This is a genomic window from Paraburkholderia domus, from assembly GCF_905220705.1.
In the GTDB taxonomy this organism is placed as follows: Bacteria; Pseudomonadota; Gammaproteobacteria; order Burkholderiales; family Burkholderiaceae; genus Paraburkholderia; species Paraburkholderia domus.
The window spans coordinates 25,217-44,829 of the sequence record NZ_CAJNAT010000008.1 but is presented as its reverse complement, the minus strand read 5'-3'; the positions used below and the strand labels follow the sequence as shown (position 1 = coordinate 44,829).

Annotated in this window: 16 protein-coding genes and 1 pseudogene; 12 read left to right on the top strand and 5 right to left on the bottom strand. The window is 61.2% G+C overall.

The window, feature by feature from the left end; all coding sequences use genetic code 11:
- Positions 1-35 precede the first annotated feature (35 nt).
- The 3 genes from KHO31_RS16400 to KHO31_RS16390 form a co-directional block, all read right to left on the bottom strand.
- Entirely contained in the window at positions 36-1,547 is a 1,512-nt protein-coding gene (locus KHO31_RS16400) for a PepSY-associated TM helix domain-containing protein (RefSeq protein WP_211623714.1), read from the bottom strand.
- A 123-nt stretch (positions 1,548-1,670) separates the two neighbouring features.
- On the bottom strand, positions 1,671-4,049 hold the full coding sequence (locus tag KHO31_RS16395) for a TonB-dependent receptor (protein WP_211623712.1): 2,379 nt from the start codon (positions 4,047-4,049) through the stop codon (positions 1,671-1,673).
- An 83-nt stretch (positions 4,050-4,132) separates the two neighbouring features.
- Positions 4,133-4,534 carry a DUF2946 domain-containing protein gene (locus KHO31_RS16390; protein ID WP_201076043.1) on the bottom strand — a complete coding sequence of 134 codons (402 nt, stop codon included), beginning with the start codon at positions 4,532-4,534 and terminating at the stop codon, positions 4,133-4,135.
- A gap of 275 nt (positions 4,535-4,809) precedes the next feature.
- On the opposite strand from KHO31_RS16390, the gene KHO31_RS16385 reads away from it, so the two are divergent.
- Positions 4,810-6,981, top strand: coding sequence for a tetratricopeptide repeat protein (locus KHO31_RS16385; RefSeq protein WP_201085719.1), 2,172 nt, complete (start codon positions 4,810-4,812; stop codon positions 6,979-6,981).
- On the opposite strand, the gene KHO31_RS16380 is transcribed toward KHO31_RS16385, so the two are convergent.
- Complete coding sequence (locus KHO31_RS16380) at positions 6,971-7,429, bottom strand: GNAT family N-acetyltransferase (protein WP_201076047.1); 459 nt, start codon at positions 7,427-7,429, stop codon at positions 6,971-6,973. The genes KHO31_RS16385 and KHO31_RS16380 overlap by 11 nt on opposite strands.
- A gap of 98 nt (positions 7,430-7,527) precedes the next feature.
- Positions 7,528-8,484: a LysR family transcriptional regulator gene (locus tag KHO31_RS16375; protein ID WP_201076050.1), complete on the bottom strand. Its 957-nt coding sequence runs from the start codon at positions 8,482-8,484 to the stop codon at positions 7,528-7,530.
- 104 nt (positions 8,485-8,588) lie between these two features.
- Between KHO31_RS16375 and KHO31_RS16370 the strand changes: the two genes are divergently transcribed.
- From KHO31_RS16370 to KHO31_RS16320, 11 genes and pseudogenes are all read left to right on the top strand, one after another.
- Complete coding sequence (locus tag KHO31_RS16370; RefSeq protein ID WP_201076051.1) at positions 8,589-9,704, top strand: aryl-sulfate sulfotransferase; 1,116 nt, start codon at positions 8,589-8,591, stop codon at positions 9,702-9,704.
- Between the two features lie 31 nt (positions 9,705-9,735).
- Positions 9,736-11,064, top strand: coding sequence for a uracil-xanthine permease family protein (locus KHO31_RS16365; RefSeq protein WP_201076052.1), 1,329 nt, complete (start codon positions 9,736-9,738; stop codon positions 11,062-11,064).
- Between the two features lie 66 nt (positions 11,065-11,130).
- A complete protein-coding gene (locus KHO31_RS16360; protein ID WP_211623711.1) occupies positions 11,131-12,237 on the top strand; it encodes a porin in 1,107 nt (368 codons plus the stop codon).
- Between the two features lie 546 nt (positions 12,238-12,783).
- The gene (locus tag KHO31_RS16355; protein ID WP_201076054.1) at positions 12,784-12,981 is read left to right on the top strand and encodes a hypothetical protein; all 198 of its coding nucleotides are present in this window, start codon (positions 12,784-12,786) and stop codon (positions 12,979-12,981) included.
- Positions 12,982-13,085: 104 nt separating this feature from the next.
- On the top strand, positions 13,086-13,646 hold the full coding sequence (gene phaP / locus KHO31_RS16350) for a TIGR01841 family phasin (protein ID WP_201076056.1): 561 nt from the start codon (positions 13,086-13,088) through the stop codon (positions 13,644-13,646).
- 155 nt (positions 13,647-13,801) lie between these two features.
- On the top strand, positions 13,802-14,545 hold the full coding sequence (gene phbB / locus KHO31_RS16345) for an acetoacetyl-CoA reductase (RefSeq protein ID WP_201076057.1): 744 nt from the start codon (positions 13,802-13,804) through the stop codon (positions 14,543-14,545).
- 29 nt (positions 14,546-14,574) lie between these two features.
- Positions 14,575-14,733 carry a hypothetical protein gene (locus KHO31_RS16340; RefSeq protein ID WP_201076058.1) on the top strand — a complete coding sequence of 53 codons (159 nt, stop codon included), beginning with the start codon at positions 14,575-14,577 and terminating at the stop codon, positions 14,731-14,733.
- Between the two features lie 439 nt (positions 14,734-15,172).
- Positions 15,173-16,168 (top strand): ABC transporter substrate-binding protein, encoded by a 996-nt coding sequence (locus KHO31_RS16335; protein ID WP_407945943.1) that lies wholly within the window; start codon positions 15,173-15,175, stop codon positions 16,166-16,168.
- Positions 16,169-16,251: 83 nt separating this feature from the next.
- Positions 16,252-16,359: pseudogene (locus KHO31_RS16330) on the top strand (DNA-binding response regulator); the annotation flags it as partial.
- Positions 16,360-16,551: 192 nt separating this feature from the next.
- The gene (locus KHO31_RS16325; protein WP_201076062.1) at positions 16,552-17,679 is read left to right on the top strand and encodes a porin; all 1,128 of its coding nucleotides are present in this window, start codon (positions 16,552-16,554) and stop codon (positions 17,677-17,679) included.
- Between the two features lie 110 nt (positions 17,680-17,789).
- Complete coding sequence (locus tag KHO31_RS16320; RefSeq protein ID WP_201085716.1) at positions 17,790-19,436, top strand: methyl-accepting chemotaxis protein; 1,647 nt, start codon at positions 17,790-17,792, stop codon at positions 19,434-19,436.
- The last annotated feature ends 177 nt before the right edge of the window (positions 19,437-19,613 follow it).

Below are 19,613 nucleotides of genomic sequence, written 5' to 3'. Positions count from 1 at the left end.
ATGTGCTCCTGGGTTTCGACAGCGGAAATGAGTGTTTAAGCAGGTTGCCGCATGGCGCGGCCAAAAATCGTGCGATCGGCGAGCCACACCGCGAGCAGCGTGGCGCCCATCAATGGGAAGACGATGCCGAGCAGAACGAGGCCGGTTTTCCAGCCACGCATCGGCGGCGCGGCGCGCTCGCGCGAGGGTGCGCCGAGCGAGCGCTGCGGCCGCCGTTTCCACCACATCACACAGCCGGTCGCGGCCATTCCCGCTAGCCCAAGCGAAATCGCGGCGCAGAGAATCTGATTGGCGAGGCCGAAATAGCGGCCCATATGCAAGGACGTGCCGTACGACACGGCCTTCGACACAGCGCCGTAGTCGCCGTAGCGGATGTCTTTCAGCACCGCGCCGCTGTATTGGTCGATGTACAGCGTGCGCTCGTCCTTCGGGTCGGCGGGAAAGTACGAGACGGTGTAGACGCCCGAAGCAGAGGCGGGCAACACGATGTCGTAACCGCTCGAGACACCGAGCGAGGCCACGAGAGCAACGACGCGTCCGAGCGGCAGCGCTTGCGCCGGATGTGCATCGGCGGATTGCGGCACGAGCGTGTTGCCGACCGCCCATGGCGTGAGCGGCAATGGCAGGTCGTCCATGACCATGCCCGGCATCGAGTCCATGTTCGCTGCGTGTGCGCTGTGCTCGTCGTGTTCATCGATTGATGCGTGCGCTGGCTGCGTTTTCGCTGGCGTATCCGTGGTGCCCGCATGCTCATCGGCGCGCGCGCCTGGCAGTGCGGAGCGCAACGGCAGGCCGCCCCACGATCCCGGCGGCGCGCCAAGATTGGCGGCGGTCGCGAGCGCCTTGAACTGCTTACCCCATGAACCCGTCCACGGCAGGCCGCTCAGCACGAATACGAGCGCGCCAAGGGCAAGCCAGATCCCCATCACGGCGTGAAGGTTCTTCCAAAGCGCACGCCCTTGTAGCGAGAGCCGTGGCACTAGCGCGGCGCGTGCGGTGGTTTTCTCGCGCGGCCACCAGAGTGCGACGCCGGTGCCGATCATCACCAGCGTCCAGCACGCGGCCAGCTCCATCAGCAACTCGCCCGGTTTGCCGAGCAGCAGCTTGCGATGAAGCATGCGGTCCACCTGCATGAAACGGCGCTCGACGCTCAGCGTGCCCAATACTTCGCCGCTGTACGGGTTCAGATAGACGCTCTGTTTTTCGCCGTCTGCGAGGCGAAAGATGAACTCGGTGCTGCGATCCGCTGCGCTCGCGATGGGGGCCGTGACCGCGCGCGCATCGGCCGGCATCGCCGCGCGGGCTTTGGCAAGCAATGCATCTTCAGTCAGCCTGGGCGTGGCTTGCGGTTCGACGATCAGGCGGTGCGGGTAAAGTAGCGGCTCGATTTGCGGCTGGAAGCAATACAGCGTGCCGGTGATCGCAAGCACGACCAGAAACGGCATCACAAAGAGACCCGCGTAGAAGTGCCAGCGCCAGAGCGTGCGGTAGCCGGCACTCGCCGTGCCGGTTGTCGAGGTCGCGCGTTGAGCAGTGGTGGTGGACATTCAATCCTCCTGAAGCAAAAATGGGTCGATCGATTTGTTCGTGCAGCGAGGCATGCGCTGATTTGCAACTCGCGAGTGCATCGACTACAAGGCGAGTGCAAATGGCGCATGCCGATCGCGTGTTCACATGCGCAGCTTCGCTTCCACGTAGAACGTGCGGCCCGGATACGGGTGATAGACGAAGTAGCGCGCGTCGAACAGGTTGTCCACGCCGATACCGACTTCACTCAGCTTGGTCGGCTTGAACGTAAATTTCGCGTCCGCTACCGTGTACGAACTGGTGCCGCCGAATACATTGGGATTCGTGTCGGTATTGGTGAGCGTGTTGTATTCGCGGCCGGAGTAGCGCGCGGCGAGCGTAACCGCCGCGCGTTCGTCGATGTGATAAGTCGCGGCGAGATTGGCGCGCCACAGCGGGATCCGATAGAAGTACTTGCCCACGGTCGCCGGGTTCTGCGCATTCGCGATGATCTTCGACTGCGTGTAGGCCACGCTTGCCAGCAGATCCAGGCCGCGTACGAACACGTCCTGTCCCGAGTAACTCGTTTCCACGCCACGCGAGCGCACCTTGCCGATGTTCTGGAAGTTCGTCACGCTCGGAATCACGGTCGTATCGGTCTGACTGAAGATCGTGTTCTTCACATCGTCCTGAAACAGCGAGAAGCGGAACACGCCGTTCCAGTGCGCCCATTCGGCGGTCAACTCTTTCGAGAGATCGTCTTCGGGCTTCAGGTTCGGGTTGTTGTTGATGATCGACGAGCCGTTGATTTGCCCCTGGAACATCTCGCCCACGGTCGGAAACCGATAGGCGCGGCCAATGGAAGCGCGCAAGGTCAGATCGTCGGTGATATCGAACGACAACGAGGCTTTCGGCGAGAAGTGATGCTGGTTCACGTCGCTGTACGGAAAAGATTTACCGGGCAGCGCCTGCGAGCCGCCATAGGCTTGCCAGTCCTCATACCGTACGCCGTAGACCAGCTTCCAGCGCGGCAGAAAGTGCCATGCATCCTGTGCGTACAGCGCCTGAGTCTGCGTCTTACCCGCGAACGCATTGGCAAACGACGTGGCCGCACCGTCGCGCCAGTTCAGTGTGTTGTAGCTCTCGTTGTCGAGGAAGTAGTTGTCGTAGTGATAGCCGAAGCTCAGCGCGTGATTCGTCAACCCCGCTTGCGGCGTGACAGGTGTGTAAGTGGTGCGCAGATCGAGCGTTTTCCAGCCGGTACCGTCGCCGAAAATCACCGTGCCGGGACCGTTGCCCGGCGCACCTGAATTCGCGGTGCGCGCCACACTATTGCCAATGTCGTAGTACGAAGCGATCGCTTCACCGTTCCAGCCGGTGGCGTTGCGGGTCTTCAGCGTGAGCCCGTATAACCAGTTCTCGCTGTGGCCGAGACTCGGGGCGAGGGCAGCGGCCGGAATCGTGTACTCGTAGCCGCCGATCGCGACCTTGCCGCTGTATACGGGGTTGCCGTTCGCGTCACGCAGGAAACTCGACGTCGCGCTGTTATAGGTCTGGTGCCAGTAGCCGAGCGTGAAGGCGGCCTGCAGCGTCGGCGTGAAGTCGTACTGCATTTTCAGCTTGAACTGGTCCTGCACAGTGTGTTCGATCCCTTCGCCGTTCACGCCGAGCACCGCGGTCGGCGTATTGGTCTGGTTGTTGTAGAAGTACGCGCCGGTAACCGTTGTGTCGCCGGGTTTCGCGGGCGTGCTGGACTTGGCGAGCGTGGCGAATTGCAACGGCTGGCTCGTGTTTTCCAGGTGATTCACGCCCAGAAAATACGAGAACTTGCCGATCCGGTCGCCGATCGACGCGCTCGCTTCGCTGCCGTTGAAATTCTGATTTACGCCGAACAGACTGAAATGCTGGGTGAAGGCTTTGACGTCGGCGCTCGCTTCGAACTTCTTCGGCATGCGGGTGCTGATGAGTACCGTGGCGCCCAGCGAATTGCCCGGATAGAGCGCGGAAAACGGCCCGTAAATCACGTCGACCTGCTGGATTTCGTCGGGAAACACCATCGACCAGCGCGGCGGGAACGAATAACTGTTGCCGAGCAGATTGCTGAGCAGCAAACCGTCTGCATAGACGAGACCGCGCGCGCTTTGCGTATTGCTGGTGCCGCGTACGGCGATGATCGAATTCAGATCGCCGATAAAGCGCTTGCGCACGGCAAGATTCGGCATGTACTTCAACACGTCTTCGGTGTTGACGACATTCCAGTTGTCGAACTGTTCACGAGTCACGGTCTCGACTGAGGCCGGCAGATTAGGGTCGATGGCGCGCGGCGTGGCGACGGCGCTCGCGCTGACGCTCACAGCGGGCAGGGTGGCATCGGCGGGCACACTATCCGCGTGAGCGGGGGCGGTGAAAAATGCCGGCACGAACGCCGGAACGATGGCGGGTAGACAGGCCGGAAAATACGACAGCGGTCGCCGACCGGATGCAATGCGCCGGGCGCCGGCGCGGGCGCAAAAGGGCAGCCTTCGCAGAGCGAAGTTGAACATGAACATTTCCTTGATGCATTGAACAGGCGATCGCGCGCCCCCTCAACGGGTGCGACGAAATGCGCGATCAGGAACAACAGCGATCAGGAAACGGCGGGTGGGTCTCTCGGGCGTCCGGACGGGAACGCGCCAAGCGGCGTGAAGCGGGTGGAAAGGGCGGGCGGCGCGGTGCCGGCCAGCGCGAGTACGGCCGGCGGTTCGACGGCCGCGACGCTCGGCATCGCGACGTGATGTTGGAGCAGGTGGCAGTAGCCGCATGCGCCGAAGGCGTCGTCGTGGCTTAGATTGAGCGGCGCCGGGCTGGCATGGGTGGACTGGCTCGCGAGGCTCTGGTTGCGCGGCTGGAGCGCCGAACAGAGCGCGGCGAAGGGCTCGTGCGCACGGTTCGAGACCAGCATCTGACTCACGACCGGCGCGAACACGACGAGCCACATGGCGATCAGGCCAAGCCATGCGGTCATGCGGTTGCGAGAGTGTAGAGTCATGATGGTGAGCGTAAAGACGCGGGCGATTCTAGCATTGCCGCGCGTTCTTTTCTCGTGTGATTCCGTTTATAGCGGTGGATTAGAAGGCCGAAACCCGCTCATTTCCGGGCGTTACGGGTCAGCCGTTTCCCGTAAGCTGCGTGGTGCATGTTCCGCTTTTCGCGTCGGCGCTTCGCGATCCCTACGCAGATGCGCGGATACGTAAAGCGCCGGACAGGGCGCGAAACCCGCGATTGCCCCGGCCTGAATGCCGCCGACCCCAGCTACCACGACTCATGACATCCACGCCGACGCGCGCATCCTCGATAGCCGACATCAACCAGCAGGCGGCGTCGCTTTGCTCAGCCGGGCAATTCGCCGAGGCCTGGTCGTTGGTGAAGCCGATCCTCGAACCGCGCGCCGACGTAGCGGAAGACTCGCGGGCGGACGCGTTGAATATTGCGGGGGCCTGTTCGTACGGCTTGGGCAGTCTCACGGACGCGGAAAACTATTGGCGCCAGTGTCTGCGCGCAAAACCCGGCTACGCCGAGGTGTACAGCAGTCTCGGCATGCTGCTCAAATCGGTCGGGCGCCTGTCGGCGGCTAAAGCGGTCTATCGGCAACTGGTTGCGCTGCGGCCTGCTCAGGCCGACGCGCACAACAATCTGGGCGCCGTGCTTTACGGAATGGGATACAAGGACGAGGCGGAGGCATCGTATCGTCAGGCAGTCGCGCTTCGTCCCGACTACGCCCACGCGCACTACAACCGGGCCATCGTGCTGCACGAACTGCGCCGCCCGCAAGAAGCAGAAGTGGCCTATCGCCACGCGCTGATAGGGCTGCCCAGCCATGCCGAGGCGCACAACAACCTGGGCAACGTGCTCATGGAACTCGGCCGTGTTGACGAGGCGGACGCCGCGTACCGGCAGGCGCTGACCATCAAGCCTCAGTACCCCGAGGCGCTCAATAACCTCGGCGGCGCGCTGAAGGCCGCGCACCGCCTGCCCGAGGCCGAACTGGCTTGCCGGCTCGCGTTGGCCATTCGCCCGGATTACGCGGAGGCGCACCTCAACCTCGGTGCCGTGCTGGCTGATCTCAAGCGTCTGCCCGAGGCTGAAGCGGCTTACCGGGCGGCGATCTCGCATCGTCCGGACTATGCGGAGGCGCACTACAACCTCGGTCTCGCGCTGTCCAACCTCGAGCGTTTGCCCGAGGCCGAAATGGCTTACCGGGAGGCGGTTCGCTTGCGGCCCGACATCGTCCATGCACACAACAATCTTGGCGGCGTGCTCCGTGTGCTCGACCGTTTGCCGGAAGCCCTCGAGGCCTTCGCGCAAGCGCTCGCGCTTCGTCCGGATCTGGCTGAGGCTCACTACAACCTCGGGACTGCGCTGGCTCAACTCATGCGGCTGCCTGAAGCCGAAGCCGCCTACCTTCGGGCGCTCGCGTTACGTGCCGATTACGGCGAGGCCCGCTTCGGTCTGGCCGTGCTGATGCTCGGCATGGGCCGGTTCGACGAGGGCTGGCGGCTGTATGAGTGCCGTTACGAACTGCCGGGTTTCGTGCATCACAAGACGCGCTCCATGGTGAACTGTCCGCAGTGGCAAGGCGACACGCTCGCCGGCAAGTCCCTGCTGATCTGGCAGGAAGACGGGCTCGGCGATATGGTTCAATTCAGCCGCTATGTCGCCTTGCTCAAGGCACAAGGGGCCGCGCATATCGCCTTTGCGTGCGTGCCTGCTCTACACAGGTTGATGGCTTCGGTGGACGGCGTGGACGCCGTGCTCGATCACGACACGGCACTGGCTCGCGTGGCCGCATCCACCTACGACTGCTGGACGAGCCTGTTGAGCGCGCCGCTGCATTTGCGCACGACGGTGGACACGATTCCGCGCGCGGTTCGCCTCGCGGCCGAGCCGTCGCTCGTCGAAAAGTGGCGGCCGATGCTCGAAGGTATGCCGCCCGGCCGCAAGATCGGGCTGGTCTGGAAGGGCAACGCGAAACACCATAACGATGCGAACCGGTCGATACCCACACTGGCTACGCTCGCGCCGCTCTGGAACGTGCCGGGTCTGAGCTTTGTGAGCCTGCAAAAAGGCCAGGGCGAGGATGAGGCGCAAAACCCGCCCGCCGGTCAGCCGCTGCTCGAACTCGGTTCGGCAGTGAACGATTTCGCGGACAGTGCCGCGATCATCGAGCAACTCGATCTGGTGATTTGCGTGGACACGTCCATGGCGCATCTGGCCGCATCGCTGGGCAAACCGTGCTGGGTGATGCTGCCGGAGAAAGACGTCGACTGGCGCTGGATGCACGAGCGAAGCGATTCGCCGTGGTATCCGCACACGCTGCGGCTGTTTCGCCGGGCGGCGGGCGAAAGCTGGTCCGCGGCCGTTGAGAGAGTGAGGCAGGCGTGTGTGGAGCGATTCTCCACTGAGGAAGCTGCCGAGCTCTGCAGCGTTAAAAAATAATCTTGTAACCCTCGTGGCTCGCAACGAAGCCGAGTTTTTCGTAGAACCGGTGCGCGTCCGGGCGGCCTTTGTCGGTTGTAAGTTGCACGATTGCGCAGCCGCGTGATTTGCACTCAGCGATTGCCCATTCGAACATATGCTGGCCGATGCCCGTGCTGCGGTACGCGGCGGCGATTCGCACGGCTTCGATCTGCCCGCGCCATGCGCCGCGTCGAGCGATGCCGGGGATGAATGACAGTTGCAGTGTGCCAATCACGGTTTCTCCGTCGACGGCAACGACGAGCTGCTGATTCGAGTCCGCTTCGATGGCCTTGAACGCCGCAACATATCGTTCGTCCGGCGGGGTGCTGACTGTTTCGCGCTGGCTGCCGAGCTTGTCGTCCGCCAACAGGTCGATGATGGCAGGAAGGTCAGCGAGTACTGCGGTCCGGAAGGTGACGTTTTCCATGGTGGAGTCGTGGGTCATGTCGCTACGAGGGAAGCAGAAGTATAGCGCTGCGCCATGGGACCGAACGGGCAGAACCGAATTTATTGCATTCGGATTCCTTACTTAATGCGCTGTGCACGCTTGCGCCCCGATTGCCCCGAGGTGTGAAACTGGCTCTCGGTCGCTTCGATCGCGTGGCCGAGGAACTGCAGGAACATGCTCATCGCGACGGTCGTGGTCAGATCCGAGCGTTGATAAAGGCAACTGAACGACTTCGCGCCGGCATCGGCGAGCGGCGTCCACGCGAGCTTGCGCTGCGTCACGTCCTCCGCCACGTTCTCGGCGATCAGAAAGCCGATACCGACACCGTCCGCAACGAGCCGGCGCACCATCGAAACCGAACTCGTCTCCACCAGCGGGCGCGCCTTGCGTTGTTCGCGGTGATCGATCTGATCGACCATTGCACGCAACTCCGTATCCGGCGTCATGAGGATGAGCGGGTAGTCGAGACAGTCGCGCAGCCGGGGCCGCTTGCCGAGCTTCGTCAGCGGATGTAGAGGCGGCGTGACGAGCCCGAGATGCTGCGAGAAGGCACGCACTTCCACGACGCCAGGGGGTGGCTTGCGGCGCAGACCATAGCCGATGTCGGCTTCGCCGGTCCCCACCCATTTGAGGATGCTCTCGCCGTTGCCCGAGCGCACGCTGTACGTCACCCCCGGATAGCTTTTCATGGCCGCCTGAATGGCTTCAGGCACCAATTGCTCGGCTGATGAATGCGACACCGCCAGATTGATATGCCCGCGACGCAGCGAGCGCAGATCTTCCACCTGAGTCATCGCGTTATCGAAATCGCGTTGCCCGCGCCGCACCGCAGCAACGATGATCTCCCCGGCCGTGGTGAGTTGCATGCCGCGCGGCAAACGATCGAAGAGCGGCGCGCCGACCTGCTCTTCCAGATTGAGGATTTGCTGGTGCACCGCGGCAGCGGTCAGGTGCAGCGATTCGGCCGCTTTGCGGATCGAACCGCGCCTGACTACTTCGTCGAAACAACGGAATGTCTGCGATATTGGACGCATAAATTGACCGTATAGTTTTTCCATACGGGCCGTAAAGAATAATCAGATTTTATTGACGGGCCGGATAGCCTAGATTTCACTTCATCATCTTAACGGAGCGAATCGTGACTACGACAGTCGATCAAATTACCCAACGGCGCCGCGGCGTCGGTCTCATTGCTCACGACCCCAGGGCTTCCGCTGGCGGGTATACGCTTATCGCTCCGCAAACAGCGGGCGGCCATGTCTATCTCGTCGACATGGAAGGCGAAGTCGTTCACGAGTGGAAGATGCCCGTGCGGCCCGGACGTCATGCGGTGATTCTGCCGAACGGCAATCTCGGCTACAACGGCAGCCACGCAAAGTCGGAAAACCGCTACGCGCCGTGGTCGATGTGGCATGGCGGCGATTTCTCCGAAGTCACGCCTGAGGGCGAAGTAGTCTGGCACTACGAAGATCCTGCACATCACCATGACGCGCAGTGGCTCGCCAACGGCAATCTGCTTTACGCCGCGTGTGCGCCGGTGCCGGCGGGCTTTGCCGAACGCGTGCCGGGCGGCACCGCGCATGGCCCTGAAGAAGTCATGTATGCCGACGTAATCCGCGAAGTGAATCGCGCGGGCGAACTGGTGTGGGAATGGAAAGCGTGGGAGCACCTCAAGCCCGCGGACTTTCCGATCGCACCCGGTTTCGGCCGGTATCACTGGCCGCTCGTGAACGGGCTCGGCGTGAATGCGCGGGGCGAGGTGCTGATGAGTTTGCGCACCACGTCGGGCATCATTGCCGTCGACCGCAAGACCGGCGGTGTCACGATGCACATCCCGCCGAGCGTGGTGTCCCACCAGCATGCACCGGTGGCGCTTGCCAACGGCAACATTCTCACGTTCGACAACGGCAATTTCCGCACCGGCGCGCACGTGGCTTTCTCACGCGTGCTGGAGATCGATCCCTCGAACAACGAGGTGGTGTGGTCGTACGCCGACGATATGGTGAATGCGTTCTACAGCGCTTTCATGGGCAACGCGCAGCGACTCGCGAATGGCAACACGCACATCACCGAGTCGGCGACGGGCCGCCTCTTCGAAGTGACGCCCGCAGGCGAGGTGGTGTGGGAATACGTGATTCCCTGGTTCGGCGAGTACCCGGACGAAGCGGCGCGCAAAACCGGCCCCGGCCAGTTGAACAGCGTCTTCCAGACCTTCCGCTACAGCCGCGAGCAATTGCCGTGGTTGCGCGCCTGAACGCAGCGCTTTCGATCCCCCGGGGGGTAACGTGAATTCAGACCCAGCCACACATAGCGTCGACACGCGCTTGCCCGCGTGGCAACTCGTGCTGTTCGGCTTGCAGCATGTCCTGTCGATGGCGGCTTCGCCCGTCACCGCGGTTTTTCTGGTGTCGAGGATGTTGTCGCTCTCATCGGACTTGACCGTGCAACTGATCGGCGCGACTTTCTTTGTCTGCGGCGCAGGCACGCTGCTGCAATCGCTCGGGGCGGGGTCGATCGGTGCACGGCTGCCCTTCGTCATGGTGCCGGGCGGCGCGCCCGCCATGCTCTTCGCCGTCATCGCCACGCAGACGGATTTGCGCACCGCCACGGGCGCGGCGATTCTCACCAGCCTGTTCTACTGGCTCGTACTGCCGGTATTCGCGCGCTGCCTGCGGTTTTTCCCGCGTGTGGTGGTGGGAACGATGCTGTTGCTCGTGTCGGTGAGTCTCATCAAGATTTACGCCGGTATCGTCGTTGGTCAGCCGGGAACGCCTGGCTTCGCGCGCCCGCAGTCGCTTGGCCTCGCGCTGCTCACGATCGTGGCCACGCTGGCGGTGGCACGCCTGTTCAAGGGCGCGGCGGGGCGGCTTGCCGTGTTGATCGGCCTCGCGATCGGCACGGGCGCAGGGTGGGCATTCGGGCTGATGCCCGCAGGCGGCATGTGGGGCGGTCCGCTCTTCATGCTGCCGACGCTGCTGCCGTTCGGCATGCCGCGCTTCGACGTGCTCGCCGCGCTGCCGCTGCTGATCTTCAGTGCCATCTCGATGGCCGAGGCAACGGGGCAGACGGTCGCCGTCGGCGAAATCACCGGCAAGAAGATCGACATGCACCGCGATGTGCCGAGGACCATTCGCGGCGATGCGGTGGCGTCGCTGCTCGGTTCGCTGCTGGGCACCTCGCTCATCATCACCAGTGCGGAGAATATCGGCGTCGTGCAGACCACCGGCGTGCGCTCGCGCTATGTGACCGCAACGGCCGGTGCGATGCTGATGGTCATCGCGCTGTTTGCGCCGCTCGGGCGCTTCGCCTACGCGATTCCCGCACCGGTGGTGGGCGGCACGGCGTTGATCGTGTTCGCGATGATCGGTGTGATGGGCGTCAACCTGCTCGGCAAGGTCGATCTGCATGAACGCGGCAACCAGTACACGCTTGCCGCCGCGCTCGTGGTGGGGCTGATACCGATTCTGGTCCCCAATGTGTATGCATCGTTCCCCGGCTATCTGCAGATCGTATTGGGCAACGGCATGGCGGCGGGGACGCTCGCTGCAATCGTCGTCAATCTGGTTTTCGGCGCGTGGCGTCTCAGACCGGCAGAAAAGATCCAGACAACCTGATCCCGGGCTTTAACGCTTTCACGCACGCCCTCGCAGTCCTTCCTCGAACGCTTCAACCCACATTCCATGAAAACCAATTTCGCTTTCCGCGCGACGGACGTCGCGTGCCTGGTCGCGCTCGCCGTTTCTACAACGGCCTATGCCCAGAGCAGTGTCACGCTGTATGGAAGTCTCGACGCAGGCCTCGGCTACGTGAGCAACCTGCACGGCGCCCATGCTTATATCGCCGAGCAGGGTACTTTCCAGGCCGACCGTTTCGGCTTTCAGGGCGTCGAAGATATCGGTGCGGGCCGGTCGGTTGTGTTCAGGCTCGAGAGCGGCTTTGTTACGACGACCGGTGCATCTGCCAGCAGCAGTACCTTCTTTAATCGTCAGGCCTACGTAGGGATGTCCGATCCGGTGTTCGGCACCATGACGCTTGGCCGTCAGACCGACTGGAATTTCGATTGGCTCGGCTCGGTGTCGACCGGTCAACTGCTCGGGGACTTCTCCGCGTTTCATCCCGGCAACCTCGATGGCCTTGGAAGCACCTTGCCGGTGCAGTTGTCGAGCACGGTGAAATGGAAGAGCGCGAACTACAGCGGATTGAGTTTCGGCGCGCTCTACGGATTTCCCGGCGCGTCGGCCAGCAACACCAATGGGCGGACCATCAGTTTCGGCGCTAACTATACAAACGGGCCGCTCAAGCTGGTGGCGGTGTATTCCGAGTACCGCGATCGTTTGCTGCCGCTTTCCAACGGGCTCGGCTTGACGTCGTTCGAAGGGCAGACAATCGCGCCCGGCGCAACCTTCAATGCAAAACAGGTGCGCGACATGGGCATCGGCGGATCGTATCGCTTTGAACGCGTGACGCTGCATGCGCTTGCCACGGATGTGCGGATCCAGTCGGACGGTGGCAGCGAGCACTTTCGTACCGTCGACGGCGGCGTCAACGTGCGCCTGACGCCTGCGGAGGAAATCGCGGCGGGGGCGTGGACCGCGACGCTCGCCGGGCATCGCTGGACTCAGTTCACCGTGGCCAACGTGTATTCGCTGTCGAAAGCGACGCAGGTCTACGCGGATCTGATGTTCGAGACCGCGGGTGGTGGGGCGGTGGCGAATACGCTTGGGATCGGCGCGGCGTCAGGCGGAAGGCAGGCGGTGTTTCTGAGCGGGATACATCACCTGTTCTGATTCGATACGGTCGACGGTATCGATGCGCCGTGCATCCGATAAACGGGTCAGAAGCCCTTTGTGTCGATCGGAATACCGACTATTTTTTAAACTCATGCGAGCTGTAATAAATAGTTCGCAATATCGTAGTATGGGCGCCGCGATACAGTGCCAGTCTATAAATAGAATATTCAAATATAAACAAGCCCAATGAAATCAAAGTGAATTGATTTCGTTAATTAAGCATCTATCCAGACATTGGCGCGTGGCCTGACCGACCTGCCAGCCATGCCAGGCAGGCATCCGATGGGGGCGAGCCGGCGCCGAGCGTGGCCGGCGCGACGCCGGAATATTCATCAGACAAAAAAATTCAGCAGACGAAACGGCCGTGTTAATAAAACGCATCCCGCATATTGCAATTGAAAATTTAACAGTTATGATGGCGTCTCCGTAACGTGATTTCTCGACTGATCACTCTACGGAGGCGGCAGAAATATTTGCCGGGCATTCAGGCTGGAGGGGGTAATTAATGCTCCCCACGCAGATAGACTAAATCGAGGAGACGATATGCTGAGTCCCCATGAGTTCGCTACCTTAATGCTCATCAAGAACGCGCCGGACCAGATAGAACTAGGCCGCGCCGAGCTCGACGCCCTGTTCGAGCGGCAACTCATATCACTGGAAAACCTCGCTTCAGGACGCTCACGTCCTCAGATCACAAGCGAAGGCGATTCCATTCTCAAGGCGGTTGCCCGGCTGCGCTAGGCATCTGCGGCATCCGCTTCGATTTACCCACCACTACGATCCGCCGCAACACACCCGTCCAATCGGGGCTTCGCGTGCCGGACCGAATTTTGAGGAATTCAACCATGACTCTATTGAGTCCCGAGCACGTTGCTAACGCGAAGGCCAACGTCGACGCGTTTTTTGGGGTGGCCGGAAAGGCCTTTGAAGTTGTCGAAAAACTGGTCGCTCTGAACCTGCAGACCGTCAAGGCCACGCTGGCCGAGACCCAGGAGAACCTGACGAAGGTGTCCGGCACGGAGCCGCAGCAATGGTTCACGCTGCAAGCGGGTTTCATCGGACCCAGCGCGGAAAAATCGCTTTCATACGGCCGGCAAGTGTTCGACATCACATCGACCACTCAGGCTGAACTCACGCAACTCGCACTGACACACTACGAGCGGTATAACGATCGCATGCAGGCACTCGTCGAGGAAGCGGCGAAGCACACGCCCGCAGGTTCCGAAGCCGCGATCGCTGCGTGGAAATCCGCGATTGCCGCCACCACGACCTTGTGTGAAACGCTGCAGAAAACGGGGCAACAGGCCCTGCAGTTTGCCGGCAGCAATCTTGATGCAGTCACAGCGTCAAAGGCTGTGCGAAGCAACGGCGAACAGGCTCCCGTAGCCACGGGCGCGAAGCGATAGAACTAACGCGGGCAGCGATGCCCGTGGTGAAGGTTTATGTAATATATAAAGGATTCCTGATGGATAAGGAATCCAGGATTCCAGCATCCAGTTCATGTACTGAAAGTCGTGTTGCTCGGGATGGGCATGACGCCAGCTTTTATGAGGACGATTCAATGGCAAAGCAGATCGCAGTGGTGACGGGTGGAATGGGCGGACTTGGCGAAGCGATCAGCATCAAGCTGCATGACGCCGGGTATGCGGTCGTGGTCACCTGTTCGCCGGGCAACACCGGTGCGAACGAGTGGCTCGGCCGGATGGAGGCGCAAGGACGTCAGTTCCTCGCATACACGGTCGACGTCGCCGACTACGACTCGTGCGAAAGATGCGTGGCGCAAATCAGAAAGGAGGTCGGAGCGGTCGACATTCTGATCAACAACGCCGGCATCACGCGAGACGCCAGCTTCAAGAAACTCGACAAGGTCAATTGGGACGCGGTCATCCGGACCAACCTCGATTCGGTGTTCAACATGACGAAGCCGGTGTGCGACAGCATGGTCGAGCGTAGCTGGGGTCGCATCATCAACGTATCGTCGATCATCGGTTCCAAGGGAGGCTTCGGCCAGACCAACTATGCGGCGGCCAAGGCCGGCGTGCATGGCTTCACGAAATCGCTGGCGCTTGAGGTGGCGAAGAAAGGTGTCACCGTGAACACGATCTCGCCCGGCTATATCGCGACGAAGATGGTGATGGCGGTGCCTGAGGACATCCGCGAGACGAAGATCATTCCGCAGATTCCGGTCGGCCGGCTCGGAGAGCCCGACGAAGTCGCCGCACTCGTGCTGTACCTGTGCTCGCGCGAAGCGGGTTTTGTGACCGGAGCCAACATTGCAATCAACGGGGGGCAGCACCTGCAGTGAAGGCCGATCGTTCTGCAATGGAGGTTGCGATGAGTGAAGCAGTGGGAATCGTTGTGGGTTCGTTCGTGCTGGCGATGGCACCCGTGTTCGTCGCCGCTCATTATTACCGGGAACAACTGCGTCGAAGGCGCCTTGGGCAGCTGGATCACCGTCACTACTGGCCGCACTGGCGTAACGCCAGGCATTGAGCTCCTGCGTTCGCCAGGTTGTTGTTGCGGAACCTGGCCGCCTGCTGCGTTCCAAGGCGCAGTAGGCGCCTTCAGATTCTGCTGGATCTCTCAACCAGCAGAATCCTCCAAGCCAAGGCTTCGCCGCCTTGGCTTTTTTGTGCGCCCAGCATAGGCCCTCTCTTTACCCCGTCGCTCGGTAACGTTCCGACCATCCTGTCTCACCGTGCAAAAGACCGGATGTAAACACATTCTTCAAATATAAGCCGAACCTCGACATTCGTACTCAGGTTTTGCCTCACCGCGTGCTCGCTTCTCATGGAAATCCCGTATGGAACCTGAGTCTCCGTGTAAGCCGAGGGAAGGATTCGCTCCCCTAGAATCGCCCAATCGATGCAGATGGGCGGCATTCCGCCGCGCCAGACAATAACGGAGACTATCGATGACCCCTCGCTTTCGCATGCTGCGCCATATCGCCATTGCTTCCGGCCTGCTGTTCAGCCTTGCCTCGCAGCAAGCGACAGCCGCCGACGGCGAGAAGATCACGATCATGGTCGGCGGTATCACGAAGCTGATCTATTTGCCGGCGCGCCTGACCGAACAGCTCGGCTATTTCAAAGATGAAGGGCTCGATGTCGAACTTCTGTCGCAGCCGGCCGGCGTCGACGCTGAAAACGAACTGCTGGCCGGCGCCGTTCAGGCTGTCGTCGGTTTCTACGACCATACGATCGATCTGCAAACCAAAGGCAAGGACGTCAAGGCGATCGTCGTATTCGGGCAAGTGCCGGGCGAAGTCGAAATGGTGTCGACCAAAGCGGCCGAAACGGTCAAATCGATGGCTGACGTGAAGGGCAAGACGCTTGGTGTGACTGGCCTTGGTTCTTCGACAAGCTTCCTTACGCAATACCTTGCCGGACAACACGGCATCCAGTCCACGGAATACACGATGCTGCCGGTGGGCGCTGACGCCAGCTTCATCGCGGCGATCAAACAAGGTCGCATCGACGCCGGCATGACGACCGAGCCGACCGTCTCTGCATTGCAGAAGTCCGGCGACGCGAAGGTGCTCGTCGACATGCGCTCGGTCGAGGGCACGAAGGCGGCGTTGGGCGGTACCTACCCGGCGTCGAGCCTCTACGTCCAGGCGGCATGGGCTGATTCCCACAAGGCTGAAGCAGCAAAGCTCGCGCACGCGTTCGTTCGCACGATGCAATTCATCCACACGCATAGCGCGGAAGAAATTGCAGCCAAGATGCCTGACGACTATCAGAAAGACAAGCCGCTTTACGTGAGCGCGTTGAAAGCGTCGCTTCCGATGTTTACCAAGGACGGCAAGATGCCTGCTGACGGTCCGGAGACTGTGCTGAAGGTGCTGTCGGCGTTCAACCCGTCGGTCAAAGGCAAGCATATCGAGCTGGCGAAAACCTACACCAACGAGTTCATCGGTTCGAAGTAAACCGGCGGATTTCGATAGCGCGTCGCTGGCAAATGTTGAAACGATCGCACACCGATCGGCTGCGCCAGCGGCGTGCACTGAACATCGGCATGGGGTTTCACCGTTTGCGCAAGCACCTATGCCTGTCGAGCGCGCAGATCACGACGTTGCGTGGCCTCGGCCACATTCTGCGCAGCAACGATCCCGCATAAGTAACGCCGATTTCCGATCGTATATCAGTAAATGCACTTAGTTGTACAAATAATACGGGAAAGCGGCGTGAAGGATTGGGAAAACTAGGATTACGGTCATCGGTTGATGGGGCAGCTGTCCCGATCTCCGGGCAGCAGTCGCAGCAGACGGCGAAAACGAAAACTTTAACGTAGTAATCTGAGGAGACGATCTTGAAGAAAAAGTATCTGACTTTGGCCGTTACGGCAGGCGCCTTTGCTGCAACCGGCGCGCACGCCCAATCGAGTGTTCAGCTGTACGGCTTGATGGATCTGAGCGTACCGACCTATCAGTCGCATGCGAATGCGAACGGCGATCATGTGATCGGCATGGGTATCGGCGGCGAACCGTGGTTCAGCGGCAGCCGCTGGGGCCTGAAGGGCGCCGAAGATATCGGCGCAGGTTCGAAGATCATCTTCCGGCTTGAAAGCGAATACGTTGTCGCCAACGGTCAGATGGAAGATCCGGGCCAGATCTTCGACCGTGACGCATGGGTGGGCATCGAGAACGACACGTTCGGCAAGATCACGGCTGGCTTCCAGAACACGATCGCGCGCGACGCATCGGCGATCTACGGCGACCCGTACGGCACCGCGCGCCTGACGACGGAAGAGGGCGGCTGGACCAATTCGAATAACTTCAAGCAGATGATTTTCTATGCGGCCAGCGCAACCGGCACACGTTATAACAATGGCGTGGCATGGAAGAAGCTGTTCGACAATGGCATTTTCGCCAGCGCAGGCTACGCATTCGGTAACTCAACGAGTTTCGGTTCGAATGCCAACTACCAGGCAGCGCTCGGGTACAACGGCGGACCGTTCAACCTGTCGGGCTACTATAGCCACGTGAATCGTGTTGGCTTTACAAACCAGTCGTTCTCGGTGGGTGGCAACTACACGTTCGGCATTCTGCGCGCCAATGCGGGTTACTTCCGTTACCTGGGCAATCAGGGCGCGCTCGGTCAGCGTCAGGACAACGCGTGGACGGTGTCGCTCAAACTGTCGCCGAAGGGGGCGTTCGACTACGAACTCGGTTATCAGCAGATGCGTGTGAAGAACGCCGCCTACAACAGTGACGGCGATATCCCGAACGCGAACATCGGCGCTTTCGATCCGACGTCGGGCCTCCACAACGGTTACAAGGAAACGCTGTACTGGTCGGCGTTCTATCACCTGTCCAAGCGTACTGAAGTGTATCTGGCCGGCGACTACATGAAGCTGCATGGCGGCTACACCGTCGGAACCACTTTCGGCTCGAACAACCAGGTCGAACTGACAACGGGCGTGCGCACTCGCTTCTGATCCGGGAATCGGATTCGCACTGATCCATTCATCGATGCTCCTACTGGCGGCGGCGGACTTGTCCGTTCGCCGCTTCTTTTTTTCTGCTCAGCGGGTCGAGGAAGACAGCTATGTTCAGAAATACCACTATCCGGACCGCTCTAACCATCACGATTGCCGGCTATACGGCGGCGCTGATGCTTGTGATCGCGATGTCGATTGCGGGCCTGGAAGCGGCCAACACGGCACTCGACAGGATGTACACCGACGAGACCGCAGCGCTGCGGCACCTTGGCGCCAGCAGTGAAGCGCTTCTGCAGGTGCGGGTCGATCTCGGTGCGTACGAAACGCTCGTCGCGCAAGGAAAGCCAACCGATGCGGTGCTCGCGCGAGTGCATGCCGAGCAGACGGCTAGTGATCGCGAACTGGCGGCCTATGCCTCGCAACCACCGTCGAATGAGGTTGAGAGAAAGCTGACCGATGCACTGCGTGCAAAGCGCGAGCTATTGATGAAGCAGGCACTGACCCCTGAAATCGCGGCACTCGACCAGAACGATTTCATGTCGTTTCGGACAACGCAACGACAGGCGCCTGACACACTATTTAGTGCCTACCGGAATGCCGCGCTCGCGCTCGAAGATTTTCAGGCAGAGCAGCAAAAATCGCGCTTTGCAGCGGCGCAACAGCATTTTCATAAGTTGCTCTGGCTCTTCGGCGCGATCGGGGCCGCCGCCATGACCCTCGGTCTCTTCGCGCGATCCGCGTTGACGAATTCGATCGTGCGGCCTATCGATGCCACTATTCGTCATTTCGAGCGCATTGCTGCGGGTGATCTGGCAAGCGAGGTCGCAACGCTGCGCGTCAACGAAATGGGACGATTGACGGCTGCACTCGGCCGGATGCAGGCGGGACTCGTTGCTGCCGTGAGTCAGGTGCGTGAGGGAACGGCGGCGATCACGCACGGCGTAGGCGAGATCGCGAGCGGTAATGCCGACCTGTCGGCGCGTACAGAGTTGCAGGCGGCGACCCTGGAAGAGACCGCATCGAGCATGGAGGAGCTGACGGCGACGGTTCGGCAGAATGCCGATAGCGCGCGGCAGGCCAGTGCGCTCGCGGAAAATGCGTCGAAGATCGCGGCCCGCGGCGGCGACGTTGTCGGGCAGGTTGTCGACCTGATCGCGGACATGTCGTCGAGTTCAAAGCGGATCGTCGATATCATCGGCGCGATCGAGGGCATCGCGTTCCAGACCAACATACTCGCTTTGAATGCGGCCGTCGAAGCGGCCCGTGCCGGCGAAGAGGGACGCGGATTCGCGGTGGTCGCGGGCGAAGTGCGCGCGCTCGCGCAGCGTTCGGCCGCTGCGGCGAAGGAGATCAGGGAGCTGATTGGCGATTCGGTGGCGAAGGTGAGGAACGGCACCGAACTCGCGACTCGCGCCGGCGAGACAATGGCCGAAATCGTCACGGCGGCCCGCAACGTGACTGGCATCGTCAGCGAGATCAGCGCAGCTTCCGAAGGGCAGTCGCGCGGTATTGATCAGATCAATGCCGCAATGACGCAGATGGACAACGCGACGCAACAGAACGCCGCGCTAGTCGAGCAAGCCGCCGCTGCTGCGGCATCGCTGGAAAATCAGGCGCGGGCGCTCGTCGATGCGGTGGCCGTGTTCCGGCTGCAAGAAACGGACAAACCGTCCGCAGGGGAACCCAGCGGACAGAAGCGGAATCAGATCGCACCGTATTTGTATGACGCCGCTCGCAGCAGCCCGGCTATATGACGGTCGAACCGGCGCAAGTGCAACCTGCCACACCGATTGGAGGTCCAAGAAGTAGTGTATGCACCAGATGCAAGGAGGTGTGCGATGAATGCTCGAACAGCAATCTGGTGCATTTGCGCCGCTTTGCTCACGTGCAGCTTTCTGACGACGCTAGCCGGCTGCGATGCGCTAAGCGGT